The sequence below is a fragment of the Prauserella alba genome, from assembly GCF_024171735.1.
GTDB lineage: Bacteria > Actinomycetota > Actinomycetes > Mycobacteriales > Pseudonocardiaceae > Prauserella > Prauserella alba.
Genome location: NZ_JAMTCH010000005.1, coordinates 25,975 through 50,087 on the forward strand (window position 1 = coordinate 25,975; position 24,113 = coordinate 50,087).

The 24,113-nt window shown below is 68.3% G+C and carries 21 protein-coding genes and 1 tRNA gene; 12 read left to right on the forward strand and 10 right to left on the reverse strand.

What is annotated here, in order from left to right; translation table 11 throughout:
• Nucleotides 1–1,033: 1,033 nt before the first annotated feature.
• The 5 genes from LY12_RS15765 to rpmH form a co-directional block, all read right to left on the reverse strand.
• Nucleotides 1,034–1,642 carry a Jag family protein gene (locus LY12_RS15765; protein ID WP_253857503.1) on the reverse strand — a complete coding sequence of 203 codons (609 nt, stop codon included), beginning with the start codon at nucleotides 1,640–1,642 and terminating at the stop codon, nucleotides 1,034–1,036.
• Between the two features lie 62 nt (nucleotides 1,643–1,704).
• Nucleotides 1,705–2,847, reverse strand: a complete 1,143-nt coding sequence (gene yidC, locus LY12_RS15770; RefSeq protein WP_253857505.1) for a membrane protein insertase YidC — start codon at nucleotides 2,845–2,847, stop codon at nucleotides 1,705–1,707.
• Nucleotides 2,848–2,851: 4 nt separating this feature from the next.
• Nucleotides 2,852–3,100, reverse strand: coding sequence for a membrane protein insertion efficiency factor YidD (gene yidD, locus LY12_RS15775; RefSeq protein WP_372493571.1), 249 nt, complete (start codon nucleotides 3,098–3,100; stop codon nucleotides 2,852–2,854).
• An 89-nt stretch (nucleotides 3,101–3,189) separates the two neighbouring features.
• Complete coding sequence (gene rnpA, locus LY12_RS15780) at nucleotides 3,190–3,579, reverse strand: ribonuclease P protein component (protein WP_253857508.1); 390 nt, start codon at nucleotides 3,577–3,579, stop codon at nucleotides 3,190–3,192.
• 28 nt (nucleotides 3,580–3,607) lie between these two features.
• A complete protein-coding gene (rpmH, locus tag LY12_RS15785) occupies nucleotides 3,608–3,745 on the reverse strand; it encodes a 50S ribosomal protein L34 (RefSeq protein WP_183647447.1) in 138 nt (45 codons plus the stop codon).
• A 423-nt stretch (nucleotides 3,746–4,168) separates the two neighbouring features.
• On the opposite strand from rpmH, the gene LY12_RS15790 reads away from it, so the two are divergent.
• From LY12_RS15790 to LY12_RS15835, 10 genes are all read left to right on the forward strand, one after another.
• Nucleotides 4,169–4,342 carry a hypothetical protein gene (locus LY12_RS15790; RefSeq protein ID WP_253857510.1) on the forward strand — a complete coding sequence of 58 codons (174 nt, stop codon included), beginning with the start codon at nucleotides 4,169–4,171 and terminating at the stop codon, nucleotides 4,340–4,342.
• Complete coding sequence (dnaA, locus tag LY12_RS15795; RefSeq protein ID WP_253857511.1) at nucleotides 4,335–6,632, forward strand: chromosomal replication initiator protein DnaA; 2,298 nt, start codon at nucleotides 4,335–4,337, stop codon at nucleotides 6,630–6,632. The genes LY12_RS15790 and dnaA overlap by 8 nt, the downstream gene beginning before the upstream one ends.
• A gap of 1,575 nt (nucleotides 6,633–8,207) precedes the next feature.
• Nucleotides 8,208–9,341 carry a DNA polymerase III subunit beta gene (gene dnaN, locus LY12_RS15800; RefSeq protein ID WP_253857512.1) on the forward strand — a complete coding sequence of 378 codons (1,134 nt, stop codon included), beginning with the start codon at nucleotides 8,208–8,210 and terminating at the stop codon, nucleotides 9,339–9,341.
• Nucleotides 9,338–10,288, forward strand: a complete 951-nt coding sequence (gene gnd / locus LY12_RS15805; protein WP_301302835.1) for a phosphogluconate dehydrogenase (NAD(+)-dependent, decarboxylating) — start codon at nucleotides 9,338–9,340, stop codon at nucleotides 10,286–10,288. Before dnaN ends, gnd begins: the two co-directional genes overlap by 4 nt.
• A gap of 21 nt (nucleotides 10,289–10,309) precedes the next feature.
• A complete protein-coding gene (gene recF, locus LY12_RS15810; RefSeq protein WP_253857514.1) occupies nucleotides 10,310–11,461 on the forward strand; it encodes a DNA replication/repair protein RecF in 1,152 nt (383 codons plus the stop codon).
• 400 nt (nucleotides 11,462–11,861) lie between these two features.
• Nucleotides 11,862–12,371 (forward strand): DciA family protein, encoded by a 510-nt coding sequence (locus LY12_RS15815; RefSeq protein ID WP_253858851.1) that lies wholly within the window; start codon nucleotides 11,862–11,864, stop codon nucleotides 12,369–12,371.
• A 283-nt stretch (nucleotides 12,372–12,654) separates the two neighbouring features.
• Nucleotides 12,655–14,619: a DNA topoisomerase (ATP-hydrolyzing) subunit B gene (gyrB, locus tag LY12_RS15820; protein WP_253857515.1), complete on the forward strand. Its 1,965-nt coding sequence runs from the start codon at nucleotides 12,655–12,657 to the stop codon at nucleotides 14,617–14,619.
• Nucleotides 14,620–14,684: 65 nt separating this feature from the next.
• Nucleotides 14,685–17,327, forward strand: coding sequence for a DNA gyrase subunit A (gyrA, locus tag LY12_RS15825; protein WP_253857516.1), 2,643 nt, complete (start codon nucleotides 14,685–14,687; stop codon nucleotides 17,325–17,327).
• Between the two features lie 37 nt (nucleotides 17,328–17,364).
• The gene (locus LY12_RS15830; protein ID WP_253857518.1) at nucleotides 17,365–18,192 is read left to right on the forward strand and encodes a DUF3566 domain-containing protein; all 828 of its coding nucleotides are present in this window, start codon (nucleotides 17,365–17,367) and stop codon (nucleotides 18,190–18,192) included.
• A gap of 116 nt (nucleotides 18,193–18,308) precedes the next feature.
• Nucleotides 18,309–18,385 (forward strand) — tRNA-Ile (locus LY12_RS15835).
• Between the two features lie 207 nt (nucleotides 18,386–18,592).
• Here the strand turns inward: LY12_RS15835 and LY12_RS15840 are convergent.
• The 5 genes from LY12_RS15840 to LY12_RS15855 form a co-directional block, all read right to left on the reverse strand.
• Nucleotides 18,593–19,054 (reverse strand): nuclear transport factor 2 family protein, encoded by a 462-nt coding sequence (locus LY12_RS15840; RefSeq protein WP_253857520.1) that lies wholly within the window; start codon nucleotides 19,052–19,054, stop codon nucleotides 18,593–18,595.
• 86 nt (nucleotides 19,055–19,140) lie between these two features.
• The gene (locus LY12_RS15845; RefSeq protein WP_308292131.1) at nucleotides 19,141–19,842 is read right to left on the reverse strand and encodes a putative immunity protein; all 702 of its coding nucleotides are present in this window, start codon (nucleotides 19,840–19,842) and stop codon (nucleotides 19,141–19,143) included.
• A gap of 152 nt (nucleotides 19,843–19,994) precedes the next feature.
• Nucleotides 19,995–20,147 carry a hypothetical protein gene (locus LY12_RS15850; RefSeq protein WP_253857522.1) on the reverse strand — a complete coding sequence of 51 codons (153 nt, stop codon included), beginning with the start codon at nucleotides 20,145–20,147 and terminating at the stop codon, nucleotides 19,995–19,997.
• Nucleotides 20,148–20,228: 81 nt separating this feature from the next.
• Nucleotides 20,229–20,513 (reverse strand): helix-turn-helix domain-containing protein, encoded by a 285-nt coding sequence (locus LY12_RS26280; protein ID WP_372493530.1) that lies wholly within the window; start codon nucleotides 20,511–20,513, stop codon nucleotides 20,229–20,231.
• A 1,137-nt stretch (nucleotides 20,514–21,650) separates the two neighbouring features.
• Nucleotides 21,651–22,040 carry a hypothetical protein gene (locus LY12_RS15855; protein ID WP_253857524.1) on the reverse strand — a complete coding sequence of 130 codons (390 nt, stop codon included), beginning with the start codon at nucleotides 22,038–22,040 and terminating at the stop codon, nucleotides 21,651–21,653.
• A 546-nt stretch (nucleotides 22,041–22,586) separates the two neighbouring features.
• Between LY12_RS15855 and LY12_RS15860 the strand changes: the two genes are divergently transcribed.
• Together LY12_RS15860 and LY12_RS15865 are read left to right on the forward strand one after the other, a co-directional pair.
• Nucleotides 22,587–23,642: an alpha/beta hydrolase gene (locus tag LY12_RS15860; RefSeq protein ID WP_253857526.1), complete on the forward strand. Its 1,056-nt coding sequence runs from the start codon at nucleotides 22,587–22,589 to the stop codon at nucleotides 23,640–23,642.
• Nucleotides 23,643–23,682: 40 nt separating this feature from the next.
• Entirely contained in the window at nucleotides 23,683–24,093 is a 411-nt protein-coding gene (locus LY12_RS15865) for a hypothetical protein (protein WP_253857528.1), read from the forward strand.
• Nucleotides 24,094–24,113 lie beyond the last annotated feature (20 nt).

Sequence of the window (24,113 nt, forward strand, 5' to 3'; positions counted from 1 at the left end):
ACCGCCGTGAGCTCGCCGCGCCGCCACTCGGAGATCTCCGCCTGCCCGCTGTCCGATCGGCATCCGTGCACCTGGGGAATCGGCCAGCAATGGGGGAGGTGATCCGAGACCGTCCCCACCCTCGAAGCCACTCCCACGAAGCTGTCGCCACACGGCCGGCTGTCACGAAAGCTGCCATCACGAAGGCCCTGTGACGAAGCGACGCCCTGTGACGAGGCCGCGGTGATGCGGCCGCTGTCACGGTAGCGGGTGCCCCGAGCGCCGGCTCCGGTTCACGTGTTCGGCGAACGCGGGCCCGACCATGGTTGCCGGGTCAGCGACCTCCCGGCTGCGCCACCTCCGAGGCCTGCGCGCCCATGGCGCCCAGCCGGAACGCGATTCCCGGCGTGCCGACACCCGCCGTCGTTGCCCTACGGAGACCGGCTCCGGCTTCCGGCACGGGAATGAGGAGGGCCGCATCGGCGGACACCGATAACGGCCAGTTTCGGAGGGACGCGCCATCGAGCCACGGTCGACAGCGAAAGAGGTATCTCGAGCCCACTGAGCGTCGAGCCCTGTCGTCGACTGGCTTACCGACCGGCGTCGCCGGCTTCACCAAGGCCGCGCTCCACCACGACCGTGCTCCGCTAAAGCCGTGCTCCACCAACGCCACGATTCGCCACTACCGTGACTCGCCATCGCTGCGACCCACCGATGCCGCACTCCGCTATGGCCCGACTCCGCCATCGCCGTGATCGACGATTGCCGTGCTTGACGATTGCCGTGCTTGACCACTTCCGCACCGGCGGTCTGCCGCTCCAGCACGCTCGCCGCCGCAACCTGCGCGGCGCTCGCCGACCGTTCCGCTCCAGCCGCCCGCCGTGTGCGCCGTATCAAGCCCCCGGCGTGCCGATTCCGGTTTCACGTGAAACCCGAGCCCTCCCGGCCGCCGCAGCCGAGCACAGGGGAGTGGTCGACCTCGAAACGGTCCGCCCGTACACGAACAGCGGCCCGCCGAGATCCGGCGGGCCGCTGTTCGTTGTGGATGCAGCTACTACTCGGGCACGACCACCACGCGCCGCTTGGGCTCTTCGCCCTCGCTCTCGCTCGTGACACCGTCCACCTCGGCGACGGCGTCGTGGACGACCTTGCGTTCGAACGGGCTCATCGGCTGGAGCTTCTCCTTCTCACCGGTTTTCGCCACGTTCTCGGCGGCGGTCCGGCCGATCCGGCGAAGCTCCTCACGACGGCCGGCACGCCAACCCGCCACGTCCAGCATGAGCCGACTGCGCGATCCGGTCTCCTGCTGAACGGCGAGCCGGGTCAACTCCTGCAACGCTTCGAGGACGTTGCCGCGCGGCCCGACGAGCTTCTCCAAGTCGTCGCCGCCGTCGATGCTCACGATCGCACGGCCGGCTTCGACGTCCAGGTCGATGTCGCCGTCGTAGTCGAGCAGGTCCAGCAGCCGCTCCAGATAGTCACCCGCGATGTCTCCTTCGCGGACGAGCACGTCCTCTCCGGACGACTCGTTCTCAGCGGATTCCTCGCTGCCGGACGAATCGGCGCCATCCGTTTCGGCCGCTGTCGTGTCCTCCTCGGCCCCGGCCGCTGCGGCCGTGGCCTTCTCTTCTTCCGTGCCGATCACCTCTGCGGTCTCGGACATGTCGCTTCTCCTCTCGAGCCCCTCAGGCGAGGTCTGATTGCGGAAGGCGGGCGCCGCGCGCGTCAGCGGCGCTTGCCGCCCTTGGACTTCTTGCCCTGACCGGCAGGCCGCTGCTTGTTGCCACCGTTCTTGGCCCAGGCACCGCCCTTGGCGCTGTTGCCGCCCTTGTTGCTGCCGCTCTTGGCGCTGTTACCGCTCTTCTGGGCGGCGCCGCTGCCGTTCGCGTTGCTCGTGGACGACTTCGCCGAGACCTTGCCGGACTCGGCACCGGAATCGGTTTCGCCGGACGAGTCGGCGGAGGTCTCCGCCTTGCCTTCGCCCGACGTCTGCTTCTTCTGCGGGTCCGGCTTCTGCCCCGGCTGCGGCTTCTTCGGCTTCTGTCCCGGCTTCGGCGCGAGGTTGTCGCGCTTCTCCTTCTCCTCGAGCTTCTTCTGCTCTTCCTCACGGTCGATCCGGCCGTACACGAAGTGCTGCTGTCCGAGGGTCCAGCCGTTGTTCGCGAGCCAGTAGATGAGCAGGCCGATCGGGAAGAAGGCACCGAAGACGAGGACACCGAACGGGAAGATGTACAGCGTCAGCTTGTTCATCATGGCCGTCTGCTGCGAGGCCGACGCCGGGTTCTGGCGGGCCACCGAGTGACGGGCCGTCAGGTGCGTCGCGATCGCGGCGATGATCATCAGCGGGATGGCCAGCGGCGCGACTTCCCAGTGCCACTCACTCGACTGTCCCGCGAAGCCGAAGTGGTTGATGGCGTCGCCGATGTTGATGCCGAAGAGCTTCGCGTTGACGTACGAGTCGACTTCCGCGGCGTCGAAGAAGTAGTTGCTCTGCCTTCCCTCCTGGAAGTTGCGGAGCACCCAGTTCAGACCGATGAACACGGGAATCTGCAGCAACATCGGCAGGCAGCTGCCGAGCGGGTTGACCCCGTGCTCCTGCTGCAGCTTGCGCATCTCCGTCGCTTGCTTCTGCCGGTCGTTGGCGTACTTCTTCTGCAGCTTCTTCACCTCGGGGGCGAAGTCCTGCATCTTCTTCATCGACCGGACCTGCTTGACGAACGGCTTGAAGAGGATGCCGCGCACGGTGAAGGTCAGGAAGACAATGCCGAGAATCCAGGAGATGGCGTTGTCCGGCCCGAAGACGAAGCCGAACACCTTGTGCCAGCACCACAAGATGAACGACACAGGGTAGTAGATAAAGTCGAGCACTGAGCTACTCCTCGGTAGATATACCAGGGGTTTGACGCCGGAGGCTGAACGTCTCGGGAACGGGGTCCCGTCCCGGTTCGGTCCACGGACCGCACCGCAGTAGCCTGCGAACGGCGAGATAGCTGCCCCGCGCCGCGCCGTGCTTCGTCAGCGATTCGGCCGCGTATGCGCTACAGCTCGGATAGAACCGGCACATCGGGGGCAGGAAGGGTGAGATCGCCTTGCGATAGAACCGGATCGGGAGCAGCAGAATCCACGCAACCGGAGTCGGCCGCGGAGCCGCATGTGTCGTCTCGTGATCGCCTGCACGTTCCGGGTGCTCGGCGACCGGCTGCTGCTCACTCACACCGTTCGTCCATTGCTGTCGCGGGAGGCCTCCGGTGCGGCGCTCGTCGCACCGGCAAGCTTCAACCGCCGCATGGCCGCGTCGAGGTCCGAGCCCAACTCCGCACTGCTCGCCTTCGCGGCGGGAGGAAGCGCTCGTACGACCAACGCATAACCGTCCGGCAGGGTTCCGAGCCGGTCCGCGACGAGGTGGCGCAGGCGCCGGATGACCCGGTGCCGCACCACGGAATTGCCCACGGCCTTGCTCACGACGAACCCTGCCTTCTTCCGCTCGCCGGACTCGGCGAGCGCGTGCAGCACAAGGCGGCGGCGCCCGGCTCGGACGCCGCCGCGCATGACGGCACGGAATTCCTCACTGCGCCGCAGGCGAGCGTCGGCGGGAAGCACGCGCGCTCGGACCCGGCCGCAGGCGAGGTCAGGCGGACAGCTTCTGACGGCCCTTGCGACGACGGGCGGCCACGATCGCGCGGCCCGCCCGCGTACGCATCCGCAGCCGGAATCCGTGGGTCCGCGCGCGTCGACGGTTGTTCGGCTGGAAGGTGCGCTTGCTCACGGCGTCATTCTCCTGGTCTGGCGACGTACAGGTCTGTGGTCGCCACCGGACCTCGTGCTCGCCACGGGCGCCGGCGCGATAGTCTCCGAGTGAAAGACCTCGTCGGCCGGCTGACCGTGGCGCCGCGGTGTCGGCGGCAGACCTTTCAAGGGTACGCACCCGGCCACCCACCCCTGACACCGCCCCCTGCGGCAGCCCTGCTGCTCACGGATCCGGCTCGAATGGCGACACGCCGTCGACCATGGAATCCTTGCTCGAATGAACTGCTTGTGGCACGGACCAGCGCTTGTTAGCGTGCCTCTTCTCGACCCACGAAGATGAGGGGCAGGCGCCGCGCCGCCGGTAAGTGGGAGACTGGGCGAGCGACACACGGACCCGCGGGTAGGAGGGCCCGTGGGGTAGCCGTACATTGATGCACAACCTGTGGACAACTTGTGGATGCTTCCTGCGCTCATAACGCCGGAAGCCCCGCTCGACCTGCACCGCTGCCGTCTCGGACCGGCGATCGGCGAGCACGTGCTCACGAACGTCGACAGGATGAAATGCGCAGGCCACGTGGACGAGGTCGAGGGGAGGGGAGCAGAGCAGGGTGTCTGAGCCACAGCTGAACCTGGGTTCCGTGTGGGAACAGGTCGTCAAAGAGCTGTCCGACGGCACGCTCTCGCCCCAGCAGCGCGCTTGGATGCGGGTGACCCGCCCCATCGGCCTGCTCGACGGCACCGCCCTGCTCGCCGCGCCGAGCGACTTCGCCAAGGAAGCGATCGAGCGCGCCCTCCGGGAGCCCATCACCGCGGCCCTGTCGCGCAGGCTCGGCCGCGACGTCTCACTCGCCGTCAAGGTCGACTCCGCCGAGAGCGCACCCGCGCCGAACGGGCCGACGTCCCCGCCCCAGTACTCCTCACCAGGTCAGCACTCCCCGACGACGCCGAGCTCGCCGTCCGGCCGGATGGAGGGCACGCTCACCCCGGCGAGTGGCGACACCGGCGGTCCTGGCCCACACGCACATGGTTTGGAGGCGGCGGCTTCCGCCACGTCGCCCGGTTCACCACACGGTTCCGGCCCCAACGGCCAGTCCGGCGCGCCCCGCGTCCCGCCGACGTCGCCTGCCGAAGAGACGATGGTCCTGCCGACCATTCCGCCGATCCGCGACGACACCCCACCGCCTCCCGGTGTCCCGTCGAGCGGTTCGCCCTCCGCCACGAACTCCGCCGACTCGGGTTCGGGGACAACCAGTGCGAGCGCGACCGGATCGGGTTCGACCGAGCAGTCGCCGCAGCACCGGCCACAACCGTCACACGCACCGCAGGCACCGCAATCGGGTCAGTCGGCTCCGTCACAGGGCAGGCGGCCGACTCCGTACCCGCAGCAGTCACCCGGTTCACCGCGGCATTCCGCACCCCAGCAGCAGCCGGGCCCGCACTCCGGACCGTCCGGCGGGCAGAACGGTGGCCAGCCGCACGCCGGGCAGCAGCACGCGTCCGGACGGCGTTCCCAGGACAGCAACGATCCCGCGGCACACGCCCCGGCGCGAGGTGCCGCAGAGGCCGGCCGATCGACGGGCGAGCCGCCGGCCGCTCCGGGGTCGCAGGCGGCCGGCGGCTCCGGCGAGAGCTCGCAGCACGCGGGGAGGCGTTCGCCGTCCGGCGGAGCGCAGCACGCAGGAAGCGGGTCCACGTCGGCACAGTCGACGCAGTCGGCGGGTCAGTCCCGGCTCGAGGCGTTGGCCGATTCGGACGAAGAGGTCGACGAAGAGGGCGAGGCGCTGGCCGCCGCCAACGAGATCTGGCCGTCGTTCACCGGGCAGCCGACGGCGGGCCAGCCGTACACCGCGCCCGCCCAGCCGCAGACGTCGAAGACGAAGCTCAACGAGAAGTACACGTTCGACACGTTCGTCATCGGTGCGTCCAACCGGTTCGCGCACGCGGCGGCCGTCGCCGTCGCCGAAGCGCCCTCCCGCGCCTACAACCCACTGTTCATCTGGGGTGAGTCCGGGCTCGGCAAGACGCACCTGTTGCACGCCGTCGGGCACTACGCCCAGCGGCTGTTCCCCGGCATGCGCGTGCGGTACGTGTCCACCGAGGAGTTCACGAACGACTTCATCAACTCGCTGCGTGACGACCGCAAGGTCGCGTTCCAACGGCGCTACCGCGACATCGACATCCTGCTCGTCGACGACATCCAGTTCCTCGAAGGCAAGGAAGGTACTCAGGAGGAGTTCTTCCACACCTTCAACACGCTCCACAACGCGAACAAGCAGATCGTCGTCTCGTCCGACCGGCCGCCCAAGCGCCTCGAAACGCTGGAGGACCGGCTGCGAACCCGGTTCGAGTGGGGCCTGATCACCGACATCCAGCCGCCCGAGCTGGAGACCCGGATCGCGATCCTCCGCAAGAAGGCGGCCCAGGACCGGCTCGACGTCCCCGGCGACGTGCTCGAGTTCATCGCCGCGCGCATCGAGGCGAACATCCGCGAGCTCGAAGGCGCGCTCATCCGGGTCACGGCGTTCGCCTCGCTGAACCAGCAGCCGGTGGATGTCGGGCTCGCCGAGATCGTGCTCCGCGACCTCATCCCGGATTCCCAGGCACCGGAGATCAGCGCCTCGACCATCATGGGCGTCACCGCCGAGTTCTTCGACGTGACGGTCGACGACCTGTGCGGTCCCGGCAAGACGAAGGCACTCGCGACGGCGCGGCAAATCGCCATGTACCTGTGCCGCGAGCTGACGGACATGTCACTGCCGCGCATCGGGCAGACCTTCGGCGGCCGAGACCACACGACGGTCATGCACGCGGACAAGAAGATCCGCAAGGAGATGGCCGAACGGCGCCGTATCTACGACCAGGTGCAGGAACTCACCTCCCGCATCAAGCAGCGCGCCCGCCAGTAGCCACCGCCGGCCCACCCGCCCCTGCCGCCGTGTTGCGGTTCCCGGGGCGCGTGTTGCGGTTCCCGGGAACCGTGTTGTCCCTTCCGGGGACCGTGTTGCGGATTCGGGGTGGCCGACCGCCACCTTCATCGACGCGCTCGGATTGTGCCGTCACAGCGTGTCCTGCATTCAGCACCGCGTGTCCTGCATCCAGCGTCCTGCATCGACGACCACAGGTGCTGCATCCGGCGGCGGCCTGCCGACTTCCGGCCGACCGTCACTCTGCCGCGCTGAGGCGCGCCTGCCGCGCGCATGCGCCGCGTTCGGCAGTCCTGGCGGCAACCCACGCGGCCGTCGAGTACGCCATCGGAGCAGAGCGGTTCCGAACTCCGGCCACTCCCGCACGTTGCGCCCCTGTCGCGCCGCTGTCTTGCACCACTGTCTGGCGCTCGGGAGCCGGCACCGGGACGCCGGTCGGGACCGGATCAGACCACCGGCCCCGCCGCGGGCACGCACCGGAACGACCCCGTGAACCGCGCCGGATCCCCATCCGGCGCGCCGGACGAACACCGCGCCGGACGAACGCCGCGCACAGCCGATCGGACGGCGATCGACCGCCTCGACCCGCCTCCCGAGCGCCGCCTCGGCCGACGGAAACGGCGGGCGACAGACCTCGACGACCACTGAACCGGCCCCGAACCAACCCCAAACCGACCGCCGAACCGCCCCCGAACGCCGTCACGGCGCCCGCTCGGCGACTCCGTCCACTGTGAACAGGCGACCTTCGTCGGATTCCGCGTGAGAACGCGAAAACCGCTCACTCCCGACCTCGCGGGAGGTTGTCCACCGGACGTCCACAGCATCCACAGGGTTGTCCGCACTCTGTCCGCAGGATGTCCACCGGCGCGCTGACCGCAACGCTGCACTACAACCGGCTCCGCCCAGCGGCACCTGTGCACGAACGACCAGGGGAAACATCCCCACTGTGTGGAAATCCTTGTGTGCCAAGAAATCTGTCACCCCAGCGGGCGATCTGTCTCACGACGGGCGCGCACAGGTCTTGGGCACAACCGTCCCCACAGTTGGGGACAACCATGGGGACAACTGTGGGCCGCCTGAGGACGGTTCAAACCACCCACATCGACCCCTGATCGGTCCACCGAACACCACACCCTGTCCTCCACACGCCGCCACGCCTGCCGACCAGGGAGAACGAGCCGCATCCACACAACTCACAACGCTTACTACTGCGGCTGGACAAAAGATCTCTCTTAGAAGAACAAAAGAAAAAGAGAAGGACGTTGAAGATGGGGACGAACCCGCTCGGAAGGCCGCGGCCCGATATGACCCACGGCGGTCGCAGGCTCTACCGTGGAGACCCACACATCCGGTCCGCTCGAGCAGCGGTTGTCTCCATGTCGGTCGGGTCCGTATCCGGGCCGATGGCGCAGATGCGTCGACATGTCGACACGCTGTAGGTTGGCGGGCCGCTACAGCCACGGTCCGGGCTCGTCTCGAACCACGAGGGGAACCGGCAGGTGGTCGTTTGTCGTCTTTCGAGCTACGGCGGCTCGGGCCGTCGAAAGGATGGGCGCCATGAAGATCCGCGTCGAGCGTGATGGCCTCGCTGACGCCGTTGCCTGGGTGGCACGCAGCCTCCCGTCCCGGCCACCGGTTCCGGTGCTGGGCGGGGTGCTGCTGGACGCCGGTGGCGACGGCGGTTCCGATGCGCTGACGGTGTCCGGTTTCGACTACGAGGTGTCGGCCACGGTCGGGGTTCCCGCGACGATCGCCGACGGTGGACGCACGCTGGTGTCCGGCAGGTTGCTCGCCGATATCACCAAGGCGCTGCCCGCCCAGCCGGTCGAGATCGCCGTCGACGGGGCGCGTGCGTCCATCACCTGCGGCAGCGCACGGTTCTCCCTGCCGACGATGCCGGTCGAGGACTATCCCCAGCTGCCTGCCCAGCCAGACCTGGCAGGCGAGGTCGCGGGTGAGGCATTCGCGCAGGCCGTGGCCCAGGTCGCCGTCGCCGCCGGGAAGGACGACACGCTGCCGATGCTCACGGGCATGCGCGTGGAGATCTCCGGCGAGAACCTCACGCTCGTCGCCACCGACCGGTTCCGGCTGGCGATGAAGGAGTTCAGCTGGTCGCCCGCCCAGGAACTGGGTGACGCCTCGGTGCTGGTGCCGGCACGCACGCTCGCCGACGCGGCGAAGTCGCTGGGCACGAGCGGGTCGACGGTTCAGGTCGGGCTCGCCAGCGGGGACGGCCTGCTCGGGCTGACCGGCTCGGGCAAGTACACGACGACCCGGCTGCTCGACGCCGAGTTCCCGCCGTACCGCCAGCTACTGCCGAGCGAGCACAGCTGCCGCGCCGTCATCGACGTGTCGACCCTGACCGAGGCGATCAAGCGCGTGTCGCTGGTCGCCGAACGGGGTACGCAGGTACGGCTGGAGTTCGGTGACGGCTCGCTGCGCCTGTCCGCGGGTGGCGACGACGAGGGAAGCGCCGAGGAGGAGCTGCCCGTCGACTTCGAGGGTGAGCCGGTCGCCATCGCGTTCAACCCGGGTTACCTCGTCGACGGTCTCGCCGCGCTGCACGCGGACCGCGCCGAACTGACGTTCACCACCCCGAACCGGCCCGCGCTGATCAAGCCGGCCGACGAGAACGGCGACGTGGTGCCCGGCTACCTGTACCTGCTCATGCCGGTGCGGCTGCCCGGCTGAGTTCACGCGGGCGGACGCGCGCAAGCACACGCAACTACCAAGGGAAAGTCATTTCGATGGTGCAGCTCGGACTGGTCGGCCTCGGCAAGATGGGTTTCAACATGCGCGAGCGGCTGCGGGCCGCCGGGCACGACGTGGTCGGATTCGACCAGAACCCGGACGTCAGCGACGTCTCGTCGCTCGCGGACCTGGCCAAGGCGCTCGACGCGCCGCGCATCGTGTGGGTGATGGTGCCCGCGGGTGAGGCGACCCGGGCAACGGTCGCGGAACTCGGCGGCCTGCTGTCGAGCGGTGACCTCGTCATCGACGGCGGCAACTCCCGGTTCACCGACGACAGTGACAACGCCGCGGTGCTGGCCGAGCACGGCGTGAAGTACGTCGACGTGGGCGTGTCCGGCGGAGTGTGGGGCAAGGACAACGGCTACGGCCTCATGGCGGGCGGCGACGAGTCGGACATCGAGCGCGCGATGCCGATCTTCGACGCGTTGCGCCCCGAGGGGCCGCGGGACGAGGGCTTCGCCCACGCGGGCGGGGTCGGTGCCGGTCACTACGCGAAGATGGTGCACAACGGCATCGAGTACGGGCTGATGCAGGCCTACGCCGAGGGTTTCGAACTACTGGAGGCCTCGGACGTCGTCGACAACGTCCCCGGTGTGATCAAGGCGTGGCAGCGCGGCACGGTCGTCCGGTCCTGGCTGCTGGACCTGCTGATCCGCGCCGTCGAGGAGGATCCGGAGCTGGCCGAGCTCGAAGGCTACGTCGAGGACTCGGGTGAGGGCCGGTGGACGCTCGAAGAGGCGATCAACAACTCGGTGCCTGCTCCGGTCATCTCCGCGGCGCTGTTCGCGCGGTTCGCCTCGCGCCAGGAGGACTCGTCGGCGATGCGTGCCGTGGCCGCGCTGCGCAACCAGTTCGGCGGGCACAGCGTCAAGAAGGCCGGCGAATGACGAAGGCAGTCGGATAACGACGTGTACATCCGTCACCTGCAGGTGACCGATTTCCGCTCGTGGGACCACGTCGATGTGCCGCTCGATCCGGGCCCGTCCGTGCTGGTCGGGCAGAACGGACGAGGGAAGACGAATCTCCTCGAGGCGATCGGTTACGTCGCCACACTCTCCTCGCACCGGGTTGCGACCGACGCACCCCTGGTGCGGCAGGGGTGCGAACGCGCGCTGGTGCGGACCGCGGTGGTCAACGAGGACCGGGAACTGACGGTCGAGCTGGAGATCGCCGCGGGACGTGCCAACCGGGCGCGTGTGAACCGCGGCGCGGTCGGCAGGCCGCGGGACGTGCTCGGGATCCTGCGCACGGTGCTGTTCTCACCCGAGGACCTGGCGCTGGTGCGAGGTGACCCTGGTGAGCGGCGCAAGTTCCTCGACGAGCTGTTGGTGCAGCGCGCGCCGCGGTACGCGGGGGTGCGATCCGACTACGAGAAGGTGCTCAAGCAGCGCAACGCCCTGTTGAAGTCGGCGGGGAAGAAGCGTGGTGACGATCCGTACGCGGCGTCCACGCTGGACGTGTGGGACGACCATCTGTCCAAGGCGGGGGCGCACCTGTTGGCGGCGAGGTTGAACCTCGTGGCGGATCTGGCGCCGCACACCGCGGAGGCGTACGCGGGGGTGGCGCCGGATTCGCGGCCTGCGCACATCACGTACCGCTCCAGCCTGGGTGAGGCGCTGCCGGAGGGCTACGGCGAGCCCAGCGGGGAGCGGGCCGATCCGGAGCGGCTGGCGGAGGTGCTGCGCGTGGCGCTCGGCGAGTCGCGCGCGGCGGAGCTGGAACGTGGGGTAAGCCTGGTCGGACCGCACCGCGACGAGCTGGACCTGGTGCTCGGGGACACCCCGGCGAAGGGGTACGCGAGCCACGGCGAGTCGTGGTCGTTCGCGCTCGCGTTGCGGCTCGGCTCGTACGAGCTGTTGCGCGGTGAGGCAGGGGGTGAGCCGGTGCTGATGCTCGACGACGTGTTCGCCGAGCTGGACAAGCGGCGGCGGGCGCGGCTGGCGGAGGTCGCGCTGGGTGCCGAGCAGGTGCTCGTGACGGCCGCTGTGGACGAGGACGTGCCGACAGAGCTGACCGGCGTCCGGTTCGCGGTCGCGGAGGGTGAGGTAACACGTGGCTGACAACACCCGCAATACGGGAAATCGGCGACGCGGGGTGACCGGCAGCACAGCTAAACGTCGCCGAACTGGGGATAAGTCTGTGGACAGTGTGGATAACACCCTGGATTTGTTATCGCACTGGGTGACTGAAGACCGTGATCAGCGGGTCAATACTCCCCACGAGGGGGGATGCGGGGCCGAAAAGCCCGATCGAGCGACGGAGCGTGACCGTACCGCACCGACCGGAGCAGTCCCCGACACGGGGTCGCCTACCGCACCTGGGGACAACGCGCACGTCGACGGCCGCGGTGGTGCTCTGTCCACAGGGGGCGGGTCCACGGGCGGTGCACACTCCGCAGCCGTCGACGCGGACCGGAGCCGCCCTCCGGAGCCGTCGGAGGCGGCGGACAGTGGCCGCGACCTGGCACACGCCGCGCTGAAGGCCGCGCAGGACCGTGCCAAGACCCGGGGGCACGAGCCCGGCAGGCGCCAGTCCGGGAACCGGCCACCCGGCAAGCAGGGGCAGACCTCGCAGAACCCGCGCAGGCGCCGTTGGTCGGGGGCGGGAGCCGACGAGCGCGACCCGCAGAGCTTCGGCCGGATCGCCGCGCGCATGGCGACGCAGTTCGGCTGGAGTGACCGCCTGGCCGGGGGACATGTCTTCGGCCGGTGGGCCACCCTCGTGGGTGAAGACGTGGCGGAACACGCCCAGCCGGTGAGCCTGACCGACGGAGAACTGGTGGTCAGGGCGTCGTCGACGGCGTGGGCCACACAGCTGCGGTTGCTGCAGCGGCAACTGCTCGCGAAGATCGCCTCCGGCGTGGGACACGGCGTCGTCAAGCGGATGAAGATCCAGGGGCCCGCCGCTCCGAGCTGGCGGAAGGGGCCACGTCATGTGTCCGGCAGAGGACCGCGTGACACGTACGGCTGACCCCCGCCGGAGAGTGGGCGCCCGATTTCTCCGAGACGTGGCGGCACTGATCGGGTCAGCCCCCGGACCCGATCAGGGTCGAGATCGTCGCTCTCTGACGAAATCAGACGTGTCCTTGATGCATGTGAGCGAGACTGGCCAAGTAAACTAGGACCGGTGGGCCGGATCGGCGCGCGGGAAACCCCGTGTGAGCGCGTGCGAGACGGTGAGCCGAGAAGGTGCCCGCGCCCCAGAGTTCCCCGCGCGCGTGCGCGTGTGGCGATGGTGAGGAGAAGTCAGGCCGGTGGCAGAGAACCAGAACGAATACGGTGCGTCCTCCATCACGGTCCTCGAAGGTCTCGAGGCCGTCCGCAAACGCCCCGGCATGTACATCGGGTCCACCGGTGAACGCGGCCTGCACCACCTGATCCAGGAGGTCGTGGACAACTCCGTCGACGAGGCGATGGCGGGGTACGCGAGCAAGGTCGAGGTCACGCTGATGGCCGACGGCGGTGTCCGCGTGGTCGACGACGGCCGTGGCATCCCGGTCGAGCTGCACCCGAAGATGCACAAGCCGACCGTCGAGGTCGTGCACACCGTGCTGCACGCGGGCGGCAAGTTCGACAGTGACTCCTACGCCGTTTCCGGTGGTCTGCACGGCGTGGGTGTCTCCGTGGTCAACGCGCTGTCCACGGCGCTCGACGTCGAGATCCACCGGGACGGGCGCAAGTGGACGCAGCACTACAAGCACTCCGAACCCGGTGAGCTCGTCGACGCCGGGTCCACCGACCGCACCGGCACGACCACCACGTTCTGGGCCGACCCGGGCATCTTCGAGACCACCGACTACAACGCCGAGACCGTCGCGCGCCGGCTGCAGGAGATGGCGTTCCTCAACAAGGGCCTGACGATCGTCCTGCGCGACGAACGGGTGCCGGACGAGAACGGTGAGGACGCCGCTGGGGAAGCGGCCCGCATCAAGGAGCGCACCTACCACTATCCGGGCGGGCTCGAGGACTTCGTCAAGCACATCAACAACACGAAGGACCCGATCCACCCCACGATCGTCGGCTTCGAGGCCGCGGGTGACGGCCTCGAGGTCGAGGTCGCGATGCAGTGGAACAACGGGTTCACGCCGTCGGTCTACACGTTCGCCAACACGATCAACACGCACGAGGGCGGCACCCACGAGGAGGGTTTCCGCGCGGCACTCACCCGAGTGGTGAACGCCTACGCGCGTGACAAGAAGCTGCTCAAGGAGAAGGACGCCAACCTCACCGGCGACGACGTCCGCGAGGGCCTGACGGCGATCATCTCGATCAAGGTCGGCGAGCCGCAGTTCGAGGGCCAGACCAAGACCAAGCTGGGCAACAGCGAGGCGAAGACGTTCGTGCAGACCAAGACGAACGAGTGGCTCTCGGACTGGTTCGAACGAAACCCGACCGAGGCCAAGACCATCATCAACAAGGCCATCTCGAGTGCGCAGGCGCGCGACGCCGCGCGCAAGGCCCGTGACCTGGTGCGCCGCAAGGGCGCGATGGACATCGGCGGACTGCCGGGCAAGCTCAAGGACTGCCGCTCGACCGACCCGGAGCAGTGCGAGCTCTACATCGTCGAGGGCGACTCGGCCGGCGGTTCGGCCAAGGAGGGCCGGGACTCGATGTTCCAGGCGATCCTGCCGATCCGAGGCAAGATCATCAACGTCGAGAAGGCCCGCATCGACCGCGTGCTCAAGAACGCGGAGGTGCAGTCGCTGATCACCGCGCTCGGCACCGGCATCCACGACGAGTTCGACATCTCGAAGCTGCGGTATCACAAGATCGTGCTGATGGCCGACGCCGACGTCGACGGCCAGCACATCCGAACGCTGCTGCTGACGCTGCTGTTCCGGTTCATGCGCCCGCTGATCGAGCACGGCTACGTCTACCTGGCACAGCCGCCGCTCTACAAGATCAAGTGGCCGCGTGCGGAAGCCGAGTACGCCTACTCCGACCGGGAGCGGGACGGCCTGCTCGAAGCGGGTGCCGCGGCGGGCAGGAAGCTGCCGAAGGACGACGGTATCCAGCGGTACAAGGGTCTCGGCGAGATGAACTCGGACGAACTGTGGGAGACCACGATGAACCCGGCCAGCCGGGTGCTGTTGCAGGTCAGCCTCGATGACGCCGCCACCGCCGACGAACTGTTCTCCGTCCTCATGGGCGAGGACGTCGACGCCCGCCGCTCGTTCATCACGCGTAACGCCAAGGCCGCCGGAATGCTCGACATCTGATCCGGGCGGGACCGCAGCATCCACTCGCGAGCCACCCGGATCAGGCGTGAAAGGAACAACCAGCCGTGACTGAAACTCTGCCCCCCGACGGCCAGCACGGTCGTGTCGAGCCGGTCGATCTCCAGCAGGAGATGCAGAACTCGTACATCAATTACGCGATGAGCGTGATCGTGTCGCGAGCGCTGCCGGACGTCCGCGACGGGCTCAAACCGGTGCACCGCAGGGTGCTGTACTCGATGTACGACTCGGGGTTCCGGCCCGACCGCGGGTACAACAAGTGCTCCCGCGTAGTCGGCGACGTGATGGGCAACTACCACCCGCACGGTGACTCGGCGATCTACGACGCCCTCGTGCGGTTGGCCCAGTCGTGGTCGATGCGCTACCCGCTCATCGACGGTCAGGGCAACTTCGGCTCTCCCGGCAACGATCCGGCTGCCGCGATGCGGTACACAGAATCCCGCCTCGACCCGCTTGCGATGGAGATGCTGCGGGAGATCGACGAGGAAACCGTCGATTTTTCCGACAACTACGACGGTCGGACGCGGGAACCGGACGTGCTGCCGAGCCGGATCCCGAACCTGCTGGTCAACGGTGGTTCGGGCATCGCGGTGGGCATGGCGACGAACATTCCGCCGCACAACCTGCGCGAGGTCGCCGACGGCGTCATCTGGGCGCTCGACAACCCGGAGGCTGGCGAGGAGGAGACGCTCGCCGCGATGATGCAGCGCATCAAGGGGCCCGACTTCCCGACGCGCGGTCTGATCCTCGGCACGCAGGGCATCTCCGAGGCCTACCGCACGGGCCGCGGCTCGGTGCGGATGCGCGCGGTCGTCGAGGTCGAGGAGGACAACAAGGGCCGTGCGACGCTGGTCTGCACCGAGCTGCCGTACCAGGTCAACCCGGACAACCTGGTCGAGAGCATCGCGACGCTGGTGCGCGACGGCAAGCTCACCGGCATCGCCGATATCGCTGACGAGACCAACTCCCGCAGCGGCATGCGTATCGTCATCACGCTCAAGCGCGACGCGGTCGCCAAGGTGGTGCTCAACAACCTCTACAAGCACACGCAGCTGCAGTACAACTTCGGCGTCAACATGCTGGCCCTGGTCGACGGCGTGCCGCGCACGCTGCGGCTCGACCAGATGATCCGGCACTACACGAATCACCAGCTCGACGTCATCGTCCGGCGCACCCGGTACCGCCTGCGCAAGGCCGAGGAACGCGCCCACATCCTGCGCGGCCTGGTCAAGGCGCTGGACCAGCTGGACGCGGTGATCGCGCTGATCCGGCGTTCGCCCACGGTCGACGAGGCGCGCACCGGCCTCATCGAGCTGCTCGACATCGACGAGATCCAGGCCACCGCGATCCTCGACATGCAGCTGCGCCGGCTCGCCGCACTGGAACGTCAGAAGATCATCGACGAGCTGACCGAGATCGAGGCGAAGATCGCCGACCTCGAGGACATCCTCGCCAAGCCCGAGCGGCAGCGGCAGATCGTGCGGGACGAGCTCAGCGAGATCGTCGAGAAGTGGGGCGACGAGCGCCGCACGAAGATCATCCCGTACGACGGCGACGTGTCCATCGAGGACCTGATCGCCGAAGAGGACGTCGTCGTCACCATCACCCGCACCGGGTACGCCAAACGCACCAAGACGGACCTGTACCGCTCGCAGAAACGTGGCGGCAAGGGTGTGCAGGGCGCGACGCTCAAGCAGGACGACATCGTCCAGCACTTCTTCGTGTGCTCCACGCACCACTGGCTCCTGTTCTTCACCAACAAGGGCCGCGTGTACCGCACGAAGGCCTACGACCTGCCCGAGGCCAGCCGCAACGCACGTGGCCAGCACGTGGCGAATCTGCTCGCGTTCCAACCGGACGAGGAGATCGCGGGCGTCATCCACATCCCGGACTACGAGGCGGCCGACTACCTGGTCCTGGCCACGCGGAACGGTCTGGTCAAGAAGTCCAAGCTGACCGACTTCGACTCGGCGCGCTCGGGTGGTCTCATCGCGGTCAACCTGCGTGAGGGTGACGAGCTCGTCGGCGCGGTGCTGGCCTCGGGTGACGACGACCTGCTGCTCGTGTCCGCGGAGGGCCAGTCCATCCGCTTCCATGCCACGGACGAGACGTTGCGCCCGATGGGCCGTGCCACGTCGGGTGTGCTGGGCATGCGGTTCAACGAGGGCGACGAGCTGCTCAAGATCAGCGTGGTGAAGCCGGACACGTTCCTGCTGGTCGCGACCGACGGCGGGTACGCCAAGCGCACCGACATCGAGGACTATCCGGTGCAGGGTCGTGGCGGCAAGGGTGTGCTCACCATTCAGCAGGACCGCAAGCGTGGCAGGCTGGTGGGGGCGCTCGTGGTCGAGTCCGACGACGAGCTGTACGCCATCACCTCCAGCGGCGGGGTCATCCGGACGCGTGCCGACGACGTGCGCAAGGCCGGCAGGCAGACCAAGGGGGTTCGCCTGATGAACCTCGACGAGGGAACGACTCTGCTGGCCGTGGCACGTAATGCCGACAAGCCTTCGGACGTCCCGGAAGGGGAAGCGGACGAGGACGCGGGCGGCGCGGCTGATGGTGCTGTTACGTCGGATGCGGCAGCCTCGACGGAAGGGGGCACCGCCTCCGCCCCGGCCGGCGACGCCGCGGACGCCGACGGTGACGAGGCCTCGGCGGGCGGAACCGCCCAGGAAGAGCAAGAGTAGGCACGAGACGCAAGCGCGGACGAGGGACTGACCGGTAGTGACACCACCCGACAACACCGAACAGCGCGGCGCCGACGCGGGTACCGACGACGAGGTCGCACCGCCGTGGCAGCGGGTCGCGAAGGATGTCGACACCGTGTCGGACGCCGACGGTGACGGCTTCGGCCAGCGCTGGTCGTCTGGCGAGCTGCCCGCCGACGAGGCGTCGTACCAGTCGGCCGGGTACCAGTCGGCGTCGTATCGGTCGGCGGGGTACCAGTCGGCCGAGCAGCCGACGGAGCAGTACGCCGCGGCCGGCTCGGCCGGCGACTACGCGGGCAGCAACGCCGACACGCAGGTGGTGAGCGGCACGGCCGCAGGCAGGTTGTTCGGCGGCGGTTCCGAGGCCGGTGAGGACCAGCTCGCCCCTCCCGAGGGGGTCGGCACCGCGGCGGGCGGGTCCTCCGGCGGGGCGAAGCGGTCGACGCCGGTCAGTGCGCTGCGCAGGCCGGGCCGCGGGCCGCGGCGCGCGAGCCTGCAGGTCAAGCGCTTCGACCCGTGGTCGGTGCTCAAGCTGTCGCTCGTGCTGGGCGTGGCGCTGTTCTTCATCTGGCTGGTCGCGGTCGGTGTGCTGTACACCGTGCTCGAAGGCATGGGCGTGTGGGATCAGATCAACGGCACGTACACCTCGCTCGTGCAGGGAGAGGCGACCGAGGGTGCCGGGGATCCGTTCATCACGGCGCCCCGCGTGTTCGGTATCGCCGCCATCGTCGGCGCCATCAACATCGTGCTGATCTCGGCGTTGACCACGGTCAGCGCGTTCATCTACAACGTGTCCGCCGACCTGGCCGGTGGCCTGGAGGTGACGCTCTCCGAGCGGGAGTGACGAGCCGGTGCGCCCGCCACGACGGCCACGATGGGCGGCGTGACGAGCGGACCGAGGACGGAGTGACCCCGTGTCAACCGTGCCGCGGCGGTGAGGTAGAGTTTTCACCGCTGCACGGGCCCATAGCTCAGACGGTTAGAGCGCATCGCTGATAACGATGAGGTCGGAGGTTCAAGTCCTCCTGGGCCCACCACGAGAAGGCGCCTCCTGCTACACGCGGGAGGCGCCTTTTCTATTTCCTTTGCGCGTGTTCTGCACTCAGCACCGCGTGTCCTGCGTGCGTGCACGCGTGTTCTGCGCTCGGGACGCGGTGCTTCGGGGGCGCGGGACCGTGTTGCCGTTTGTCGGCGCTCGTCTTTGCAGTTTCCGGGGAAAAGATCGGCGGACGAGCGGCCTGAGGTCAGCGGATGACCTGTTCGATGTCGGTGGGCGGTTCGCCCGTCGTCCAGCTCGGCCGCAACACCACACGTTCGAAGCGCCAGCCGTCGGCAGTGCGCACCGTCGTCGCCTGGAGTTTCTGTGCGGCGATGAGCGGCGCCCTCGGTTCGGCATTCGCGTGCACGTGCAGGGCCACCAGCCTTCCCCACACCTCCGCCCGGTCGCCGTCCAGTTCGACGACATGGTCGGAGCTGAAGTGCAGCGTCCGGTCCCAGGACGACATGACCGCACGGTGCTGTTCCACGACGCGTTCGACACCGTCCACCGGACCCAGCGGAAACTCGATGTGGACATCGTCGGTGAACAGCGAACGGCCCCATTCCATGTCGAACTCGCCGTTGTCGAGCGTTGTCACGTACCGGGCGATGAGCGTCGTGATGTGGTCACGGTCGAGCAGATCCCGGAACTCGCGTGGAAGGTCCATGAGCGGATGCTCCCACCGCCGGGCGCGGAATGCCCGAGGATTCGGACATTCGTGCGGGTGCCGTAAGACAACGGCGGGTAGCGCCGTCACGTGCCGGTGCCGCCGCTTCGCGGACGCGCGCCGTCGTCGTCGACGCCGCGGCAGCTCGTGTCGCGTAACACGGCGTCGAGTGTGCGGATCAGCTCACCGGGACGGGCGCCACCTGTTGGGGCGGTGGGATAGCGGCGAAGCACGTCGATCACGGCCGGTGTCGCCAGTCGTTGCGCCCGCCGGAGTTGCTCGGCGGCGACGTCCGCGTTGTCACCTGCGTCGAGTTCGCATGCCTGCGCCGTGTGAGCAGCTGCCCCGAGAATGTGTCTGACCTGGGTCGCTTTCGACAGCGGGTGCAGGTACGCCGAGCTCGCCGCCGTGTGCGCCGACCGGGCGGCCTCACTCGCGGCGGCCAGACCGGCATCACGGGTCTCCTGATACGCCCGCCACGCCGCCCACGCTGCATCGCGGATCGCCTTCGACCGCCGCGCTCCCTCGGCGAACGCGCGGGTGACATCGAGGGCGTCCCGTGCGCGCGAATCCCGCGGACACGCCTGTTCGAAGATCGAGGCCGCCGGCTCGGCGCATTCCACGGCGAACGCGGCGACGGCCCGGATCTCGTCGAGGCTTAGCTCGATCGTCGCCCCACTGCCCTCCCGGTCGCCGGCCGGATCACTTGCAGCACTGTCACTTGCGGCACGTCGTGTGCCATGGCGTCCCTGCTCCCGGCGTTCCCGTCCCGTGTCGTCGCTTGTCACACCGATGATTGTGCCCGCGTCCGGTGCGGGTCGGGTCGTGGGCGTTCGGTCACCCTGACCATCCACAGCAGACTCCACATGGGGACGCGGACTACAGGGACACGGAAACCGGAACACGGCAACGTCGGAACACGCACGGAGGAACACCGCGCTCAACCGCCCGCGAGGAACACCCTGTCGTCGGTGGTCGGCGCACCGTGGTGCGAACCGACCCGTACGGAGGCGCCGTTGCCGGGCGTCCGGCCGTTCGATCGCCAGCCCGGTGTTTCGCCGTACGAAGCCAGTTCGGTGTAGAGCTCCGCCACGCGTGGATCGGCGCTGGCCGTTGGCCGCAACGACGTTCCAGCAGTCGTCCACGGCCAGAGCGGGGTGTGGTTCGTGTGCGGTCAGGACGGTGTCGCTGGCCCGCCGCACGGGTTCCATCGCCCCGTCGTCGAGCCGGTGCTCGCCGAACGCGGGGTGCGTATCCGGCGGCCAGCAACGGTTCGTTGCGGGCGCAGCGGCACGTCGAGGTGTTCGGCGAGTTGCGGCAGCCACGCGCGGCTTGCGCCGGAGCGGCCGGTTTCCACGAAGCTGACGTGCCGCGCGGACACCCTGAGTTGTGCCGACAGCCCTAGTTGGCTGAGCCTTCTGCGGGTGCGCCATGCGCGGAGCAGCGGGCCGACCGTCATACGCCGACGGTAGACTGAGCCGGTGCGCGGAGTGATTGCCGAGGAGGTAATCGACGTGCCCCTGTCCTGGTGCCACTGTCGGTCGGCATGACGGCATCGCCACACACCGCATCAGCTCGCGCCACGCCGGTTCGCGTCGTACCGCGCCGCATGGCTCGATACGGAGTTCCGGTGCGTCTACGGGGATTCCGGTTTCACTTCGAGTAGTGGCCTTCCCAGCGCCGTGACACCGAGTTCGAGGCGGCCTTCTCGATGAGGACGGTTTTCGGCCCTGTCGCCTGATTCGGCGTGACGCTGGTTGAAGTGCACGGCGCGGGCGTCTACTCCGACAATCCGCGCTACATCCAGTTTCCCTTGGAAGTTTCCTGCCACGTTCCTGGAAGCGGTTCGGTGCGGAGTGGAGTCGTCCGGGTTCTGGGGCCCGTCGTGAGGCGAACCCCCATGCATCGCCCGTGTCGATGTCGCTCGCGCGGTGCTGAGTCGTCCGTCGACCGGACCGAGCTGCGCGGCATGCGACGTCGCTCTGTTGGCGGTGCGTTGTCGGTTGGTGTGCACGGCTCGCGAACCGCCACGATCGTCGGAGCTCTCACCGGTCGCCGTGTGGCGTCGTTGTGACCGGTAGTCCGCGGAGTTCGACGTCACGCGGCCGACCGGGCCGAGGCTGATGCGTCCTGCCGACGCTCCGGCGGTGCGGCTTCGCTCCTGGGTGGTGACTGTCGCCGACCCGTCGGGGTGAGTCATCCGTTCGCCGCTGACCGTGTGCTCGTGGTGGTGAGTGGAGGCTCTCGTGACACCGAGATCATCACCGATCGAGAACACCCGTTCGTGTCCGGAAGTGTGCTTGCTGTGCACCGCCTCGGACCGTTCATCGGTCGCAGAGCCGTTTGTTGACAGCTGTTCCTGCGCGGGATCACCGCCCGTCGGACGAGGGTCGGCGTGCGCGCTGCCGGGGCTCGCGAGTAGGAGCGCGACGGGGACCAGCCCGGCGGCGACTGCCGATCGGCCGAGTGCTGCACGCGACGGTCTGCCCATTCGGAGGCATCCTTTCGACGTGGATGTCTGGCCGGGGCCCAGGGCCCCGGCCAGACATCTGGCGTCCGCCGGGATAAGCGGAGCGTTCCGTTGTCTAGCGAGGAATCAGAGGCCGAGGCCACCCAGCAGGCCGCTCAGCGACCCCTCGTCGGACGAGCCGGCACCACCGGTGCTGGCGCTCGTGTTGCTCGAGCTCACGCCGTCAGGACCGGCGCTGTTCTCGAAGCTCTCGAAGCTGGCCGAGCCGTCGGCGCCCGCGTTCGAGCTGGTGCCCGAGCTGCTGGAGCCGTCAGGGCCCGCCCAGGTCATCGACTCGTCGTAGGAGCTGCCGCCGTCTGCTCCGGTGCCGGACTGCACGCTGTGCGACATGGAGCCGTTCGGCCCGGCGTGCGAGTGCTCCTGCGAGAAGCTGTCCGCCGACGCGACACCCGCCGCTCCGAGTGTGAGCGGAAGTGCGAGGGCACTGGCCACCATGGCGCGCTTGATAGTACGCATGCGATAATCCCTTTCTCTGTCTGCTGACAGGGAAGGTCCCGTCCTTTCGATGCACTGCAATGTCCGGAAGGGCGGGACCGCTTATTGGGGTAAGCCCGTCATCGGGCTCACAAATCAGCCTTCCACAGTTGCTCGACGCACACACCCTGCAACGGTGGTGTCACATCCCATAACGAATTGGCCAATCCGTCGGGACGTCGGCTCCGAATAATGAGGAATTCTTCTGTGTCGCGGCCGAACTCGGTTCTATTCGTACCCGGATATAATCTCGCCGCAGGGTTTATACCTCAATACGTGCGCTACCGTGCACCCGCAGATTGTTGGTTCACCCACTGGAGTCTTGTCTGTTTTGTCGTTTTCAGTGATCGATCACGAGTAGTTCGACCCTTCCGTTTCGAACGTTCCCGTCGTGCGGGCACCGCCCGAGGTCGGTGTCCGCACGACGGAACTCGCAGATTCAAGTCCCGGACCGTGGTCCGAAAGCGTTGGTTGGCAGCCTTGCGTACCGCTACGCTGCTTCCGGCGTTGTCGAGCGTGGTGTGAACCGTGGAGGCGGCAGTGGCGGTCGAGTCGGGTGGCAGAACCGGTCCGGTCGACGGGATCCCCGCGGCCGGTTCGCCCGCCGAGGTCGCCGGTTGGTGGCGGGGCTTGCCGGCCGAGGAGCGCGACGCGGCGATCTCCGCCGACCCGGCCGGGATCGGTGCGCTCGACGGCGTTCCGACCGTGGACCGTGACCGCGCCAACCGGCTGGTGTTCGACGCCGAGTACGCCGACGTCACGGCACAGCAGCGGAACGAACCCGATGACGACCGAGCGGCCGTCATCAGGGCCATGGACGCGATCAAGCGGTACATCGACAGTGAGGCCACGCGCGCGCGGCCTCGGGCGTTCCTCGTCGGGTTGTCCCGCGAGGGGAGGGGCCGCGCGATCATCGCCACGGGTGATCCGGACACGGCGGACAACGTCGTCACGAACGTGCAGGGCACCGGTACGAACCTGAAGACCGTCCGCTCCGAGATCGACAAGTCGGACGCGATCGTCGACCGGGTGGGCCAGTTGTCGCGCCGCACCAACACATCCACGATCACCTGGCTCGGCTACGACGCGCCGCAGGATTTGCTCGAGTCGGCGAGCGACGACCGTGCCGTGGTCGGCGGCGAGGTGTTGCGGTCCTTTCAGGACGGTCTACGTGCCACCCGCGACGGTGAGCGCTCGTACAACACGATCATCGGCTACAGCTACGGCTCGACGGTGGTCGGGCACGCCGCGTCCCAAGCTCCCCTGGACGTCGACGCGGTGGTGTGCGTCGGCAGTCCGGGCGTCGGTGTGGACCACGTGTCGGAGCTGCAACTCCCGGAGAGCGGCCGTGTTTTCGCCACGACGGCGGAGAACGACGTCATCCGCCTGACGCCCGACTTCGTCCACGGGCCGCAGCCGATCGACGACGATTTCGGCGCGACCGTGTTCGAGTCCGATCCCGGGGCCGACGGTGAGTGGTTCACCGCAGGCCTGTCCACCGAGGCGCATTCGCAGTACTGGAACACCGATTCGGATTCGCTGCGTAACTTCGCCGCGATCATCCTGGGCAGAGGGCCGTTGTGACGCTGGCCGGCACTGCGCGCCAGGGGAAGGGGCACAGGTCATGCGGACGTTGACCCACGACGAGGCGCGTGCGCGAGCGCAGGAACACATCGAACGCGCCGTCGCCGCGCTGCCCGTGCAGCCCACGCTGACGGTGCAGCGCGACGACGCGCTCGAATGCGACGACCCGAAGGATCGCGGTCCGCGCGGACGTTACGAGGTCGGCAAGACGTACTGGCTCGACGACCTTCCCGGTGGCCGCAACGCCGAGCTGGTCGATGTGCTCCTCGAGCACTGGACGTCGCACGATTTCCGCGTGCTCGCCGACCATCGCGACGCCGCCGACCGTTTCGTGTCGGTGCAGCACAACGGCGACGCGTTCCGCATGTCCGTCACCCAGAGCATCGAAGGTGACCTCTCGCTCGGTGCGTCGTCGCCCTGCATCTGGCTCGACGGCGGAACCGACGACTGACCGTCACCACCGGAAAGCCC